The following is a 15,440-nucleotide window of genomic DNA, read 5'->3' on the forward strand; positions in this document are numbered from 1 at the left end:
TCCGATGTGGACGGCCGGTCCGCCGGACCGGCAGGGTCACCGGCAGTCGAACAGGAGCCCGGCCGACGCCGCGTCCGGCCCGATCCGCGCCGGGGGAACGGGCCGGCAATGGTGGGTGAACCAGCCGACCCGCGCCACGATCTCGTTGTCGTCGCCGACGCCTGCCGTGCCGGTCCGGTTCTGGTCACCGCCGCCGAGGTGGAGGAAAACGTCGGGAAGGAGCACGAACCGGACCCGGCCGGTGCGCACCCAGTCCGCCAGCTGTCCGGCCGTCGGCGCGGGGTCGAGGCCGAGATACCCGCCCAGCGCGACCACCTGTGCGTCAGTGTTGAGCAGGAAGGGATCGGTGCCGTAGGTGCCGCCCTCGACCGCCAGCGAAATCGGTGCGTGCGGGTCCTGCGCGGTCGTGTAGGCCAGGATTTCGCGCTGACCGGCGGAAAGCCGCGTGGCGGCCTCCATGAACCGCACGTAGGCGCGGGCGGCGCTGCTCCCCAGGGCAACCTGCGCACCGGCGCTTTCGTCCGATGTGGACGGTCCGGCGGAGGGGTCGGCGGCGCTGACGACGTCGGGATGGGAAGCGGCGGTGTCCACCACGAACGCGGCGGGAGCCGCGATCATCGCGAGCGCGCCGGTCACGGCCACGAAGACCATTGATCGGCCGGTGCGGGGCTCAGCGGCGCCTGGTTGTCCGGCATTTCGATTCCAGCGCGCCGGCACGAGCATGGCCAGGGCGGCGAGGACACCGGCGACGAGGATCGCGAACCGCAGCCACGGCAACCAGTCCGGCGTGCGGTCCAGGAGCACGAACGCGAGCAGCGCGGTCCCCGCGATCGCCGCCGGAAGCAGCAGACCGGCGCGCTTGCCCGCGCGGTACCACCGCAGGCACGTCACCAGCCCGGCCGCGGCGCAGGCCGCGACCGCGGGGGCCAGCGCGCAGGTGTAGTAGGTGTGGAAAATGCCGCCCGCGAAGGAAAACACCAGCCCATAGCAGACCAGCCAGCCTCCCCACAGCAGCCAGCCCGCGACCTGGACCCGGGTCCCGGAGCGGGAACGCACCCCGATTCCGGCGGCGATCAGCACGGACACCAGCGCCACCGGCAACAGCCACCCGATCTGCCCACCGACCTCCGCGCCGAACAACCGCAGCGGCCCCGGAGAACCACCGAACTGGCTCCCCATGACGTTCCCCAGCGCACCGAGCGGGCTCGTGTCCGTGCCCAGTACGCGGCCGAAACCGTTGTAACCGAAGATCAGCCCCCAGATGGAGTCGTCGGCGGTGCTGCCGACGTAGGGCCGGTCTCCCGAAACGCTGACCAGTAGTGGCCACGACAACGAGACGACCAAGGTGATCGCCCCGGCGAGCGCGAGTTGCCAGGCTTTCCGGCCCGCACGGACCGGTGCCGCGAGGTAGGCCACCGCGAGCGCGGGCAACACGACCCAGGCCGCGAGCATTTTCGCCAGGAAGGCGAACCCGGCCAGCGCACCCGCGGCGGTCAGCCACCCCGTACGTCCGCCCTCCACGGCGCGGGTGACGCAGTAGGCCGCGAGCAGCAGGAGCAGCACCAGCAGCGCGTCCGGCTGGATGTCCCGGTCGATCGCCACGGTCACCGGGGACAGCGCCAGTAGCGCGGCGGCGACCAGCGCCGTGGTCTCCCCCGCCCACCGCCGCACCGTGCGGTGCAGCACGAAGACCGCGGCCACTCCCTCCGCCGCCTGCACCAAGGCCACCAGCCACGTGTGGTAGCCGAAGACCGAGGCGAAGACGGCCTGCACCCAGAACGCCATCGGCGTCTTGTCGACGGTCACCACGCCCACCGGGTCGTAACCGGCGAAGGAGAACGCGGGGAAACTCCGTGCCATCGAATGCACGGCCGCCGCGTAGTACGGCTGGACCGTCCGCCCCGTCAACGACCAGCAGTAGAGCACCGCCGCTACGGCGAGTACCCCGGCCAGCACCCCGTTTTCCCAGCGCACGCCGGGTTTCCGGATCACCCCAGTTGTCATGGACCCATGACAGCGGGTCACGAAGCCCGCGTCGTCAACCCACGGGTTGAGCCCAGGCTGACTTCCGTGCCGTCAGGTTCGACCGTGGTGTCACCCGTGTGCGACACGATGAGACGGAAGCCGGCGTCCCACGGTGCGCCGTCCCAGCGAGTAACCGGTGCCGATCTCGTCGTAGAGCGCCGTTGTTGCCACGTGTGCACCCTGGCCTGCCCAGCAGAACCGCCCGGCGGGGCCGTGTCCTGCCGAGGCCACACCGGGATCGCCCTGGCCGAGTTCTGTCACCCGGCATCGCCGAGCGGGCGGAGGACGTTTCAGGCATACCTCATTTTATCGAACGCACAGGCGACCGAAAGGCCAAAGAGTTACACGAACAGGTGACGTCGTGTCAGGACGATCCGTCCTGCGCGGGGGGAACCTCGGCAACGAACCACACGAATCCGTGCACCGCAACGAAACGCGGCAACTGATCCGAGGCTTCAAACACCAGCTCAACCATCGGAGGGTCGTGCACCGAACCCGTCAGGTGCCGAGCCGGAAGGGGTCCCGGTCACTGCCCGAAAGGTCGATCATCGTGTTCTTGGTGCGGGTGTACTCCAGCAACGCTTCGGTGCCGCGCTCGCGGCCGTAGCCGCTTCGTTTGACGCCGCCGAACGGTGCCTGCGCCGCGCTCGTGCGGTAGGTGTTGATCCACACGGTGCCGGCCGCGAGACGCTTGGCCACGCGGTGCGCGCGGGTGATGTCCGTGGTCCAGATGCCCGAGGCGAGCCCGTAGTCGGTGCCGTTGGCCATCTCGACCGCTTCGGCCTCGTCCCGGAAGCGCATGATCGCCAGTACCGGCCCGAACACCTCGTGCTGGGCCAGCCGCATTTCGGGGGTGACGTCGGCGAACACCGTGGGCCGGACGAAAAGCGCGTCCGGGGCTCCGTCCACATCAGAGCGACCGCCCGCCACCAGGCGCGCGCCGTCGGCGATCGCCTCGTCGATGCGGCTCAGCACGTATTCGTACTGTCCCCGGTGCGTGATCGGGCCCAGTTCGGTCGCGGGGTCCATCGGGTCGCCGAGGCGGATTTCGCCGGCCCGCGCCGCGAGCGCGGTGACGACCTCGTCATAGATCGTGTCCTGGACCAGGAGCCGGGAACCGGCGATGCAGGTCTGGCCACCGGCGGCGAAGATGCCCGCCACCGCGCCGACGATCGCGCGGCCGAGGTGCGCGTCGTCGAAAATGATGTTGGCCGACTTCCCGCCCAGCTCGAACACGCACGGCACGAGGTTCGGCGCCGCGTTCGCCGCCACCCGGCGGGCCGTGCCGACCCCACCGGTGAAGCTGATCTTGCCGACCCTGGGATCGGAGGTGAGGGCGTCCCCGGTCTCACCCGCCCCGGTGACGACGTTGATCACACCGGGCGGGAAACCCGCTTCCTCCGCCAGGCGCGCGAACTCCAGTGTGCTCGTGCTGGCGTGCTCCGACGGTTTGACCACCGCCGTGTTGCCGGCGGCCAGCGCGGGGGCGAGCTTGTTCGCGAGCTGGCTCAACGGCGAGTTGCAGGCGGTGATCAACGCGGTGACGCCGATCGGCTCCCGGGTGGTGAAGTCGACCATGTCGTAGTTGTCGAGCGGTTTCGACTCGCCGGTCAGTTTGTCCGCGTTGCCCGCGTGGAAATGGTAGTTCCGCGCGGCGAACGCGATCTGCGCCTTGTTCTCGCGGTAGACCTTTCCGCTGTCGTGCGTCTCGATTTCGGCGAGCGCGTCCAGGTTGTCGCGCAGCGCGCCGGCGAGTTCGTCCAGCAAACGGCCCCGTTCCACGCCGGGCGTGCGCGCCCATTCCGGCGCCGCCTTCTCCGCCGCGCCGATCGCGCGTGCCACGTCCTCGCGCGTCGCGGAGGTCAGCCGCACCCACTCCCGGCCGGAAAACGGGTCGACGGAAGAGAATTCGGGACCGGAACCCCGGACCCACATGCCGTCGACGAACTGATTCGTGTAGTCCTTGGTCATCGGGATTCCTTCACCCAGTCGGCGACCCGCTCACCGATCATGATCGCGGTCAGATGCGTGTTGGCCCTCGGCACGGTCGGCAGCACGGAGGTGTCGGCCACGCGCAGGTTCTCCACACCCCGCACGCGGCACTCCAGGTCCAGAACCGCCGGATGGTCCGGACCACCGATCGAGCATCCGCTCGCGGCGTGCGCCGTGTCGCGGATCACCGCGGCCGCCCAGCCGTCCAGTTCGGGGTCGGACATGGCGAGGTCGACATCATCGCCGTTCACGTCGACGAACGACGTTCCCGCCGGGAAACCGCCCGCCCGCACCAGATCGAAGGCGTGCCGCAAGGCGAACCGGGCGAGCGCCACGTCCCGAGGGTCTCCCAGCAGGTTGAAGTCCGCCGACGGCGGTGTTTCCGGGTCCCGCGAAGAAATCCGCACCGAACCCCGCGAATGACAATGCGCCAGCTTGCACAGCAGGCCACCCAAATCGCCGCCGGGCGCCACATTGACGTCGGTGAGCAACAGGTCGCCGAACCCGGAATCCGGAAGGCCCGAACTGTGCCGCACCGTACAGTTACCCCGCCGCCTGCCACTGGCCGCCGGGCGCGCCCGCGGGATCTTCAACAGCAGTTCGAAACCGGCATGGTCCTGCAGCCCGACCCCCACCGGGAGATCGGCCACCACCGGAATGTCCAGTGCGGAAAGCAACCCCGCGGGACCGATCCCGGACCGTTGCAGAATGGCCGGGCTGAGCAGCGCACCGGCGGACAGGATCACTTCGCCCGCCCGGAACTCGCGAGGCTGACCGTCCACAATAGCCGAAACACCGGTCGCCCGGCCCGCGGTCAGCAGGACGCGGTCGACCAGCGCGTTGCCGACGATGCGCAGGTTGTCCCGCTTGCGCGCGGGCTCCAGATAAGAATCGTTCGTGGTGGCGCGAAGCCCGTTTTCGATGTTGGAGGCGGTCAGCGCGACACCCTCGGTCCGCGGCGCGTTGTGGTCGGCCTCCCACTTGTGGCCCAGCCGCAGCGCGGAATCGCGCAGCCCTTCGTCGATGCTGCCCCACTCCTCCTGCGGCACCCGCGTGATCGGCGTGGGCCCGTCCTGACCGTGATAGGGCTCGTCGGGGAAGTCGGCGTCGCGTTCGAGGCGCGCGAAGTAGGGCAGGACGTCATCGGGACCCCAGCCGTGGTAGCCGGCGGCGACCCAGTCGACGAACTCCTCGACCGGTGGCCGGATGGCATAACAGCCGTTCACCGACGAGCAGCCGCCCAAACCACGGCCACGCAGATACGGTGCCGCGGAACGACCGGCGATCCGCCGCGCCGACTGGCCCTGCCACTGGTATTCCGGCGGCACGGCACCCTGGGTGGTGACGTCCCACTTGTACATGTTGGTGGGGTTGCGCAGGGTGGGCGGGCAGTCGGCCGCCAGCCAGTCCGGTCCCGCCTCGAGCACGAGCACCCGCAGCTCCGGCCGCTCGCTCAACCGGCCGGCCAGTGCCGCGCCCGCCGAGCCCGCGCCGACGACGATGACATCCCAGTGATCGGACTCCATCTGCCCCTCCTGTAACCGAATTCAGGCTCGCGAGACCGTTTCGCTGACGATGGTCCGCGCCGCGACCGCGTCCTCGTCGATCGTGATCCCCAGTCCCGGACCGGTGGGCACGTCCACCTTCCCGTCGGAGATGGTGAAGTCGCTCTCCCCCACCAACGGGTCGGCCCCGGCCACACCGAGCCCGAAGATGAACTCCGCGCCCGGCATCACGTGGCGTTCCGGCAGGCTCGCGCAGAAATGCGCGCCCGCGGCGGCTTCCAGCTGCGACTGCACCGCGAGACCGCCTATGTTGAGCCGGAGGTGGCCCGCCTCGGCGATCGCGGCGATCCGCTTGGCCTGATGGATGCCGCCGGTCTTGTAGAGCTTGATGCACAGCACGTCGACGGCCTCGGCGCGGGCGAGTTCGTAGGCGTCGCGGATGGTGAACAGGCTTTCGTCCGCCATCACCGGAACACCGGCCGCCGCCGCGCGGACCCTGGCCAGGCCCTCGATGTCGCGCCGCCCCACCGGCTGCTCCACGTACCCCAGGTCCAGCGGGGCGAGCGCGGCCATCGCCTGGATCGTCTCGTTGACCTGCCAGCCGGTGTTCGGGTCGACCCCGATCACCACGTCCGGGCCCACCGCCTCCCGGACGGCGGCGAAGTTCCGCACGTCCTCGCGCCAGCCGCCGCGCCCACCGGCCTTGAGGCAGACCACGCGGATCCCGAACTCGTGCACCGCGCGCTCGGCGTCGGCGACCATCTTGCCCACGTCGTCGGCGAGACTGACCGACCACTCCAGGGGAATGCGGGACTGGCACAGGCCGCCGATCAGCTTGTGCACCGGCAGTCCCACGGCCTTCCCCATCGCGTCGTGCAGCGCGAAGTCGACGGCCGCGCGCGCGTTGGAGTTGAACGGCAGGAGGAGATCGAAATCGGCCCAGATCGCGTCGATGTCGAAGATGTCCTTGCCGATCAGATACGGGGCGTAGATGTCCCGGACCGCCGCCACCACGCTGTGGACGGTGTCCGGGACGAAGTGACCAGGCGCGGTGGGTCGTACCTGGCCGTAACCTGTGACGCCTTCGGCGTGTATCCGCACCAGGACCGGTTTGCCCATCGGCGAACCTTCCGGCCCGGTGTCGTAGGAGCCGCTGGACATCGTGCGCCGCACGCGTCCGGCCAGCTCCGTGACGACGATGTCAACCCGTTCGATCTTCACACGTCACCACTTTCAGTCGAACAAAGCCAGGGCCCGTGCCGGGGCGCCGTCGCCGCCGAGCACCCGCAGGGCGCCGAGGAAGAGCGTGACCCAGCGATCCGGGATTTCGTGCAGCACAAGGTTTTCCACGATCAGGGTGCCCGCGCGGAGCAGCCGTCCGTGTACTTCGTGGGTGTAGTCCGGCGGACGCATGCCCATCGGATACTCGGGCGTGATCGTGTCGACGCCGACCAGCCGCAACCCGGTTTGGGCGGCCCAGTCCGCCGCGTCCGGGGTCAGGTAGGCGTGCCGGTCCACATAGTCCGGTTCGTAGTACCGCTCGTCCCAGCCGGTCCGGATCAGCAACGCGTCACCGTCCCGCAGCACCACTCCGCTTTTGTCCAAAGTAGACCTCAGGTCCGCGGCCGACACCGGGTCCGGTCCCTCACGCAGCGCCTGCACGCAGTAGGCCCGCCCGATCAGGGCCGAGGGGGGCACCTGGTCGATCGTCGCCCCGTCCTCGACGAAATGCGACGGGGCGTCCAGATGCGTGCCGATATGGGTCGGCATGTCCAGGCGCATCGCCCGCATGTGATGCTCGGGCCAGGTGCGGACCTGGGTGAACTCGGCCGCCGGGATGGTCCGCGCGTGCGGCATTCCCGGTTCCAGCGGACGGGTCAGATCGGCCACGCGAGCCATGGACATCGTCGTCCCTCCTCGAAGCCACTCAGTCACGGAAGGGATCCGCCGGTTCTTCCGTGGACAGATCGACGTACACGGCCTTGGTCTCCGTGTAGTCGTCCAGCACCTCGAGCCCGTTTTCCCTTCCGATACCGCTCATCTTGAATCCGCCGTAGGGCAACGCGGGCAGGATCGGCCGGAACGTGTTCACCGACACCAGTCCGCAGTCGATACGGGCCGCGACGCGATGGGCACGGGCCACATCGGACGTCCACAAGCCACCGACGAGACCGTAGGGCGTGCCGTTTGGCCATGTCCACCGCGTCGTCCTCGGTGTCGAACGGCAACACCGACAACACGGGACCGAAGACCTCCTCCTGCGCGAGCCGCGACGAGTGATCCACGTCGGCGAACACGGTCGGTTCGACGAAGTAGCCCCGTTCGAAACCCACGGGCCTGCCGCCTCCGCACAGCAGCCGGAAACCCGCCGAGCGTCCGTAGTCGATATAGGACTCGGTCTTGGCGCGCTGCTCGGCCGAGGTATGGGGACCGATGTGCGTGCGCGGGTCCCTCGGCAGGCCGACCCGGATCCGGCGGGCCCGCTCGGCCAGCGCGGCGGCGAAGTCCTCGTACACCGGCCGCTGGACCAGCACGCGGGACGCCAGTGAACAGGACTGCCCGGTGGAGCGGAAGGCGCTGTGCACCGCGACGGTCAGAGCACGGTCCAGATCCGCGTCGGCGAACACGAGGTAGGGTGATTTTCCCCCGCACTCGAAGGAAATCCGCTTCAGCGTGCCCGCCGCCGCGGCCATGATCTTCTGCGCCGTCCGGTGTTCGCCGGTGAAGGTAATCTTGTCGACGCCGGGATGCGCGGCGAGCGCCGCACCGGCCACGTCACCGTAACCCGGCACCACACTGACCACACCGGGGGGAAAACCCGCTTCGGCCACGAGCCGGGCCAGTTCCAGCGCACTGACCGGGGTGAGTTCGGCCGGCTTGAGCACCACGGCGTTCCCCGCGGCCAGCGCCGGTGCCAGTTTCCACGAGGCGAGCGAAATCGGGGAGTTCCACGGCAGGATCGCCCCGACCACGCCGACCGGCTGACGGCGCGTGTAGGCGTGCGCGCCCACCCCGACCGGAACCTCCGCGCCGCGGATCTTGTCGGCGGCACCGGCGAAAAAGGTGAACCAGTCGGCCGCGCGCAGCATCTCCCCGCGCGTGTCGCGGACCGGTTTCCCGTTGTCCCGGCTTTCGATCTCCGCCAGGCGATCGGCGTCACGGCGCAGCAGTCCGGCCAGGCGCAGCAGGAGCGCACCTCGCCGGGCCGGCGTCGTCTCGGTGGTCCACGGCCCGGACATCGCCGCCCTCGCCGCGGCCACCGCGGCGTCCACGTCTCGCTCGTCGGCCTCGGCGACTTCCGCCCACACCGCCTCGGTGGCCGGATCGATGGAACGAATGACACGGCCCGAGTGCGCCGTCACCCATTCACCGCCGATGAAGATCCGGTGGTACTCGGCGACCCCTTCTCCCGCGAGCGTCTGTGTCACGGGTGACCCGCCCGCACCATGGCCAGCGCCTCACGGACCGGCGTCTCGCCCGGCAGCTCCGCCAGTCCAGCGGCGATCTTCCGGGCGCGGTCGCCGAAGAGCCACGCCGTGTTCCGCTCGAACTTGTCCAGCACGTCGTCGTCGGACAGCGGCGCTTCCGGACAGCCCGGGTGGTAGGGCACGCGCTTGTGGAACGTGACGCCACCGGCCTCGACCGCGATCACGGCCGGGCAGTGCGCCGGATAGTCGGAATCGGGGTCTTCGCCCGTGACCACCTTCGAAGCCAGCGCGTGCACGGCCGGATCGGCCAGCGCCGGTTCGCGGAACGTGGAGAGGTCGACGTCGCCGCGGATCAGCGCGCTGGCCACCACGTAGGGCAGGCTGAACCGTGCCTCGTGCGGCTGGGACGGGTGCACCTTCCGCTCGGCAGGCTGTGTCACCAGGGTCAGTCCCGGCTCGGCCAGGAGACACCTCACGCTGTCGATGTCCTCCACGCGCACGCCTGCCTGTGCGAATTCCCGCAGCAGTTCCTTCACCCCGGCGATGAAGGCGTGCAGCAACTGGCAGCAGGGGTAGGGCTTGATCGCCGTGTCCGGCAGGTACCAGCGAGAGCCGAGGCCCGCCTCCGCCTTCGCCCAGTCCAACTCGCCCTCGATCGGGGTCAGATGGGTACGGAAGAACCCGAACTCGCCCTCGAAGACGCTGTCCGGCCCGGTGATTCCGGCGGCCGCGAGGTCCACCGCGGCGATCCCGGCATGCGCGCCCCAGCCGCCGTGCAGGATCTTCGAGGTCGAACCGGTGCGGGTGGACTCCTGGATACCGGAGGCGAAGGTGCCCGCGATACCGAAGGCGTCGGAGATGCCGTCCGCGCCCAGCCCGGTCAAGGCGCCCACGGCGGCGGCCGCGCCGAATCCGCCGATCAGTGAGCTGGTGTGGTAGCCACGAGCGAGAAAACGCTTTCCGGCGACGAACCCCAGGCGGATCATGACCTCGTAACCGGCGACCATGGCGGTGAGCACCGCACCGACCGTCGCGCCACGATCCTCGCCTACCGCGAGCACGGCCGGTGTGACCGTGGACCCGGGCCGCGCCAGCGAGGAGCCGTGCTTGTCGTCCATTTCCAGCGCCTGCGCGAGCGAACCGTTGAGCAACGCGGCGGCTTCGGGCCGCACGGTGGTCCTGGTGCCCAGCACGGTCGCGCCGGTGCCGGTGCGCCACTGGCGCGCCACCTTGGCGAGGGCATGGCCGCTGGGCTCCTGAGGATCGGCGCCCGCGATGGCGACGCCGATGGAGTCCACCAGGTGCCATTGGGCGGACCGGCGGACTTCCGGCGGCACGTCCCCGGCCCGGAGCCCGGCACTGAACCCGGCGAGCGCGGACGAGAGATTCTTCGACACGCCCTGGCCTTTCACTCGCGTACCTGCTGAACGAGCCCGGCCAGTTCGGTGGCGGGCTCCGGCCTGCCGTCCAGGTCGAGCACCGCCTGCCGGATCCCCTCCGCGGCGTCGTCCGTGATCACCCTGGTGGCCAGGTTCTCGAACTTCGCGGCGATGTCGGAGTCGGACAGGGGATTCTTCCAGTGCCCGCTGCGATAGGTGACCGCCTCGGTGAACACCGCACCCGACTTCGTCGTCAGCTTGACGCGCACGGCGCGCATTTCGTCTTTGCCGCCGGCGTCGAGATCCGGCGCGACGACCACCTTGACGCGATCGGCGAGCGCGAGGATCGCCGGGTCCGTGAGCCGTTCGTCGGTGTAGCCGTCGATGAACGCGGTGCCGTCGATCAGCGTCACCGCCGCCGTGTAGGGCAGGTTCATCTGCGCGGCGATGGTTTCACCGTTGGGCACGTACGGCCAGCCACAGTGGACGTAGACCATCTCGGTGGTTTCCACGAGCACGCTTTCGACGTCGTCCGGGGAAATGCCTTCGCGGGCCCGGATGGCGCGCAATGCGTCCACACTGGTCTGGCTGCTCGCCAGCGACGAGTACTGCTTGAAGCCGTTGCGCAGGATTTCCCAGTGCTCGCCAAGACCTTTCGTGGCGTAGTCGAGGTCGTACTCCGAGGCGTAGGTGGAACAGAAGCCCCCGTACGGCGCCTCCAGCACGTTCCGCACGCCGGTCAGGCCCTCGCGGGCGGCCAGCGCGGCGATGATGCCGTTCTGCGCGGCCTTTCCCGAATGGAATCGCTTCGCCATGGCCCCGAACTGCGACGCCATCAGGCCCGCGGCCTGGGAACCGGCGAGGCCCAGCGCGTTCACGTACTGCTCGGCGTCCAGCCCGAGCAGGGTGGCGATCGCGGCGGCCGAGGCGAACGTACTGGTGAGGCCGCACGGATGGAAACCACGATGGAAGGCGCTCGGACTGACGGTGTTGCCGACCCGGGTGCCGACCTCGTAACCGGCGGCCACGGCCGTGACGACCTGCTTGCCGTCGAACGGGCCCATCGCCTCGGCGACGGCAAGCACGGCCGGAACCACACCCGCGCCGTAGTGGGACATGGACTGGTCGTGACAGTCGTCGAGTTCGTAGCCCTGCGCGGCGGTGCCGTTGATGAACGCGGCACCCAGCGGGTCGGCCTTCACCGGCCTGCCCCAGGCGCTCGCCGTCTGCGCCTGTCCCAGCAACCCGACGGTGCGGACGACAGCGTCGACCCACGGAGTCGCCGAACCGTAGATGCCACACCCCAGGCTGTCGAGCACGCATCGCTTGGCCATCGCGATGACGTCGGCGGGCAGGCTCTCGTACCGCATTTCCGACGCGAACGTGGCCAGTTCCCGGGTCACCGGCCGGGCCGCGATGTCACTGACTTCTTCGACAGTGCCCGTCATGCTCGTTCCTCCGCGACTTTGCGCGCCCCCGCGATCGTGTCGACAGGGCGCTCCCTTCCGATGCCAGTCACGCGGTGCGGATGGGCGCCCTGCCGCCCCGATAGCGGACTAAGACGGCGCGCTCTGTGGTCACCCTGACATTCGCGAGTTGCCAAATGGGCCGTCATGCGCTGAGGTTCCTTTCGCTGGTTTTCGTCCCCGCCGCGAGCGCCGCGCTCGCGCCGGCGAGGCGGCCGAACACCGCGCCGCTGGTCAGTCCGCTGGCGCCGGGATAGTTGTGGTAGAAGATGCCGCCGACCATCTCGCCCGCGGCGAACAGGCCGGGAATGGTGTTTCCGTTGACGTCGACCACCTGACCGTGGTTGTCGATCTTCACGCCGCCGAAGGTGAAGGTGATCCCGCAGGTGACCTCGTAGGCCGTGTAGGGCGGGGTGTCCAGTTTGACGGCCCAGTTGCTGCGCGCCACCGGCAGTCCGTCCGCGCTGCGCCCGTCCTTGACGTTGGGGTTGAACGGAACCTCGTCGCGCACCGCGGCGTTGAACTCGGCGATCGTGCGCAGCAACTGCGCACCGTCCAGTTCGTCGCCCAGCTTGGCGGCCAGTTCCTCCAGCGTGTTCGCCTTCACCTTCGTGACGTGCCGGGTGCGGTACTCGTCGCGCATCAGGTGTTCGGTCTTGCTGTCGAAGATCTGCCAGGCGACCTGGCCGGGCTGGTCCAGGACCGCGCGCCCGTACTTGGCGTAGGTGTAGTTGCGGAAGTCCGCGCCCTCGTCGATGAACCGCCTGCCCTCGCTGTTCACCACCACGGCGAAGGGATAGTTGTGCCGCTGGAACTGCGGTGTCAGGACGAGATCCCCGAAGTCGGAGGCGTTGCGCTCCCAGGCCACCGCGTGGCAGCCCGACCAGTGCCCGAACGGTTGCGCCCCGGCCCGCAACGCCATCTCGAGCCCGTCGCCGGTGTTGTAGCGGCTCCCCCGCACCTTGGCCAGATCCCAGCCGGGACCGAGATACCGCGTGCGCATCTCGGCGTTGGCCTCGAACCCACCGCAGGCGAGCACCACCGAACCCGCGCGGTATTCACGGGTGGCTCCGTCGACCTTGACCAGTACGCCGTGCACGCCGTCGTCGTCGTGGATCAGGTCCCGCACCCAGGCTTCGTAGACCACCTCGACGCCACGCCGGTGCGCGGCCTTGTACAGCGAGTCGACCAGGCCGGGGCCACCGGCGGCGACCGCGATGGTCGCGCCGCCCCAGAACGTGAACCTGCCGTCCACTTTGTACGCTTGACGGCCGAAGTTCGGCATGAACCGCACACCCTGCTCGCGCATCCACAGCAGCGTCTGCTTGCTCTGCTTGACCAGGATCTCGCACAGGTCCGGATCGGTGCGGTACTGCGTGATCCGTCCCATGTCGTCGAAGAAGTCCGACTCGGTGTACGCGCCGAAGTCGCTGATCGCCATTTCCTCGTCGGTGAGGTCGGGGGCCAGCGCCCGGATGTCCTCGGCGCCGTCGTAGACCACACGCATCAACCCGTCGGTGAACACGCTGTTGCCGCCGCGCTGTTTCTCCGGCGCGCGCTCCAGCACGATCACCCGCGCGCCGTCCTGGGCCGCGGACAGCGCCGCGCACAGGGCCGCGTTACCGCCTCCGACGACGATGACATCGGCGGAAACCACGTCCGCCGGTACTGTTCGGTCTGCCATCCGGAAATCCCTCCCGCCAGGCCCCGCGACCGGCCATCAGGGAGCGTATCACCAAAACGCATACCAGAGCAGAACATTATGCTATAGTGGCATACTGAACGTGAATACTGAGGGAACCCGAAAAGCCGGAAACCGAAAAGCGGAGCGTGCGGTGAAACTACAGCAACTGCATTACGTGCTGGCGATCGTGGAGCACGGAAATCATCTCTCCGCCGCGGCGCAGGCGCTGCACACCTCGCAGCCGGGCATCAGCAGGCAGTTGCAGCTCCTCGAAGCCGAGCTGGGTTTCGAGATCTTTTCCCGCAGCCGCAACCGGATCGAGGGGCTGACCCCACCGGGCGAACTCGTGGTGGAGATCGCGAAACGGATCATGAGCGACGTCGCCGCGATTTCCGCACTGAAAGCCGATCTCGCCGCCGCAGACGAGGGCACCCTCACCATCGCCACCACGCACACCCAGGCGAACTATGTCCTGCCCAAGGTCATCGGGCCTTTCGTCGCCGATTTCCCCAAAGTGCAGGTGATTCTCAAACAAGGCGATCCGGAAGGAATTTGCGCGCTCGTCGACGCCGGTGAAGCCGATATCGCGATCGGCACCGACACGCTGCATTCCTTCCCCGCGCTGATCAGCCTGCCCTGTTTCGCCATGCCGCGTACCGTGGTCGCGCCCGCCGGGCACCCCGTCCTGGACGGGGAAGAACTCACCCTGGCCAGGATCGCGCGCTACCCGATCATCACCTACGACTCCCGCTTCAGCGGCCACCGCAAGGTCCGCACGGCCTTCGAACGAGCCGGGCTGGAACCCAAGGTCGTGCTCAGCGCGATCGACGCGGGGGTGTGCAAGACCTACGTCAAACTGGGACTGGGGCTGGCCATTCTCGCGAAGATCACGTTCGACCCGGAGGAGGACACCGGTCTGCGCGCGATCGACGCGGACCATCTGTTCGAGTCGAGCACCACCTACCTCAAGCTGCGCCACAACGCCTATCTGCGCCCGTACCTGCTGGAGTTCATCCGCCGGTTCGCACCACACCTGACCCCGGAGGTCGTGCGCGCGACGCTGCGCGAGCGCCGCCAGGTCAGCTCTTGAGCGGACCACCGTTGATCGCGACCCGCAGCCCGTAGCGGGTGTGCGGATAGTAGTCGTAGAGTGCGTGATGCTGGACGCACCGGTTGTCCCAGAACACCAGCGTGTCCGGCTCCCAGCGCACGCGGCAGGTCAGCATCAGCCGGCGCTGCACCAGTGAGCACAACAGCTCGAGCAGCGCGCGGCTCTCGTCCTTCGACAGCTGCGGGATGTGCGAGGTGTAGGCGGGATTGACGAACAGCACTTCGCGATCGGTGTCCGGATGCCGCACGACGACCGGGTGTTCGCTGGTCTTCATCACGTAGTTCGGCGGGGGCGTGAGACCCCGGAAGGCGTAATGGTCGTCGTGCACGGCGGTGAGGCCGTCCAGCATCGACTTCATCTTGGGGGACAACATGTCGTAGGCGAGGTGCATGTTGGCAAAGCAGGTGTCGCCGCCACTGCCCGGCTCGGGGATGTTCCTGACATAGAGCATCGACCCCAGGGAGGGCTCCGGCGAGGAGGTGCCGTCGGCGTGCCAGCCGTCACCGGCCACGGCGGTCGCCGCGGGAGTGGTCTGGACCGCCATCACCGAGGGATCACCCACCTGTTCCTCCGCCGGTTCCACCACCTGGGGCTCGCCGAAGTAGGTGGCCAGTCGTTTGTGCTGGGCCGGTGTGATCGCCTGGTCCCGGAACACCAGGACGTGGTGGTCGGTGAACGCGGTCTTCACCTCGGCGAGCTGATCGTCGGTGAGCTCCTTCGAGAGATCGAGGCCGGAGACTTCGGCACCGATGACCGGGGTCAGCGACCGCACCTTCAGCGTGCGGTAACCCCGCGCCGGCCGCGTGGTGACGCGCTTGACGGCTTCGAGTTCGTAGTCCTCCATGGTGCC

General features: G+C 68.9%; 11 protein-coding genes and 1 pseudogene. 1 reads left to right on the plus strand and 11 read right to left on the minus strand.

Translation table 11 applies throughout. From position 1 onward, the window contains the following. Positions 1–36 precede the first annotated feature (36 nt). From ACFSXZ_RS06080 to tcuA, 10 genes and pseudogenes are all read right to left on the minus strand, one after another. A complete protein-coding gene (locus ACFSXZ_RS06080) occupies positions 37–2,004 on the minus strand; it encodes an ArnT family glycosyltransferase (RefSeq protein WP_378262103.1) in 1,968 nt (655 codons plus the stop codon). A gap of 519 nt (positions 2,005–2,523) precedes the next feature. Further along, complete coding sequence (locus tag ACFSXZ_RS06085; RefSeq protein WP_378262105.1) at positions 2,524–3,996, minus strand: aldehyde dehydrogenase; 1,473 nt, start codon at positions 3,994–3,996, stop codon at positions 2,524–2,526. Further along, complete coding sequence (locus ACFSXZ_RS06090) at positions 3,993–5,543, minus strand: GMC family oxidoreductase (protein ID WP_378262107.1); 1,551 nt, start codon at positions 5,541–5,543, stop codon at positions 3,993–3,995. Before ACFSXZ_RS06090 ends, ACFSXZ_RS06085 begins: the two co-directional genes overlap by 4 nt. A 21-nt stretch (positions 5,544–5,564) precedes the next feature. Continuing rightward, the gene (locus ACFSXZ_RS06095) at positions 5,565–6,743 is read right to left on the minus strand and encodes a mandelate racemase/muconate lactonizing enzyme family protein (RefSeq protein ID WP_378262109.1); all 1,179 of its coding nucleotides are present in this window, start codon (positions 6,741–6,743) and stop codon (positions 5,565–5,567) included. A gap of 12 nt (positions 6,744–6,755) precedes the next feature. Beyond that, entirely contained in the window at positions 6,756–7,427 is a 672-nt protein-coding gene (locus tag ACFSXZ_RS06100) for a cyclase family protein (protein ID WP_378262111.1), read from the minus strand. 22 nt (positions 7,428–7,449) lie between these two features. After that, positions 7,450–7,665 carry an aldehyde dehydrogenase family protein gene (locus tag ACFSXZ_RS06105; protein ID WP_378262113.1) on the minus strand — a complete coding sequence of 72 codons (216 nt, stop codon included), beginning with the start codon at positions 7,663–7,665 and terminating at the stop codon, positions 7,450–7,452. A gap of 58 nt (positions 7,666–7,723) precedes the next feature. Beyond that, positions 7,724–8,950: pseudogene (locus ACFSXZ_RS06110) on the minus strand (aldehyde dehydrogenase family protein); the annotation flags it as partial. After that, positions 8,947–10,347, minus strand: a complete 1,401-nt coding sequence (locus tag ACFSXZ_RS06115; RefSeq protein ID WP_378262115.1) for an MmgE/PrpD family protein — start codon at positions 10,345–10,347, stop codon at positions 8,947–8,949. The pseudogene ACFSXZ_RS06110 and the gene ACFSXZ_RS06115, both read right to left, overlap by 4 nt. 11 nt (positions 10,348–10,358) lie before the next feature. Continuing rightward, a complete protein-coding gene (locus ACFSXZ_RS06120; RefSeq protein ID WP_378262117.1) occupies positions 10,359–11,777 on the minus strand; it encodes an MmgE/PrpD family protein in 1,419 nt (472 codons plus the stop codon). A gap of 163 nt (positions 11,778–11,940) precedes the next feature. Next, on the minus strand, positions 11,941–13,479 hold the full coding sequence (gene tcuA / locus ACFSXZ_RS06125) for an FAD-dependent tricarballylate dehydrogenase TcuA (protein ID WP_378262119.1): 1,539 nt from the start codon (positions 13,477–13,479) through the stop codon (positions 11,941–11,943). A 151-nt stretch (positions 13,480–13,630) separates the two neighbouring features. Between tcuA and ACFSXZ_RS06130 the strand changes: the two genes are divergently transcribed. Continuing rightward, positions 13,631–14,569, plus strand: a complete 939-nt coding sequence (locus tag ACFSXZ_RS06130) for a LysR substrate-binding domain-containing protein (RefSeq protein ID WP_378262121.1) — start codon at positions 13,631–13,633, stop codon at positions 14,567–14,569. Here the strand turns inward: ACFSXZ_RS06130 and ACFSXZ_RS06135 are convergent. Continuing rightward, positions 14,559–15,434 (minus strand): TauD/TfdA dioxygenase family protein, encoded by an 876-nt coding sequence (locus tag ACFSXZ_RS06135; protein ID WP_378262123.1) that lies wholly within the window; start codon positions 15,432–15,434, stop codon positions 14,559–14,561. The genes ACFSXZ_RS06130 and ACFSXZ_RS06135 overlap by 11 nt on opposite strands. Positions 15,435–15,440: the final 6 nt, after the last annotated feature.

It is taken from the genome of Amycolatopsis pigmentata, from assembly GCF_042684065.1.
Taxonomy (GTDB): Bacteria; Actinomycetota; Actinomycetes; order Mycobacteriales; family Pseudonocardiaceae; genus Amycolatopsis_E; species Amycolatopsis_E pigmentata.

What these genes read in the sequence shown, in the direction of transcription:
- ACFSXZ_RS06135 (WP_378262123.1), bottom strand. Translation starts at nt 15,434, where the DNA reads ATGGAGGACTACGAACTCGAAGCCGTCAAGCGCGTCACCACGCGGCCG.
- ACFSXZ_RS06085 (WP_378262105.1), bottom strand. Translation starts at nt 3,996, where the DNA reads ATGACCAAGGACTACACGAATCAGTTCGTCGACGGCATGTGGGTCCGG.
- ACFSXZ_RS06120 (WP_378262117.1), bottom strand. Translation starts at nt 11,777, where the DNA reads ATGACGGGCACTGTCGAAGAAGTCAGTGACATCGCGGCCCGGCCGGTG.
- tcuA (WP_378262119.1), bottom strand. Translation starts at nt 13,479, where the DNA reads ATGGCAGACCGAACAGTACCGGCGGACGTGGTTTCCGCCGATGTCATC.
- ACFSXZ_RS06100 (WP_378262111.1), bottom strand. Translation starts at nt 7,427, where the DNA reads ATGTCCATGGCTCGCGTGGCCGATCTGACCCGTCCGCTGGAACCGGGA.
- ACFSXZ_RS06080 (WP_378262103.1), bottom strand. Translation starts at nt 2,004, where the DNA reads ATGACAACTGGGGTGATCCGGAAACCCGGCGTGCGCTGGGAAAACGGG.
- ACFSXZ_RS06090 (WP_378262107.1), bottom strand. Translation starts at nt 5,543, where the DNA reads ATGGAGTCCGATCACTGGGATGTCATCGTCGTCGGCGCGGGCTCGGCG.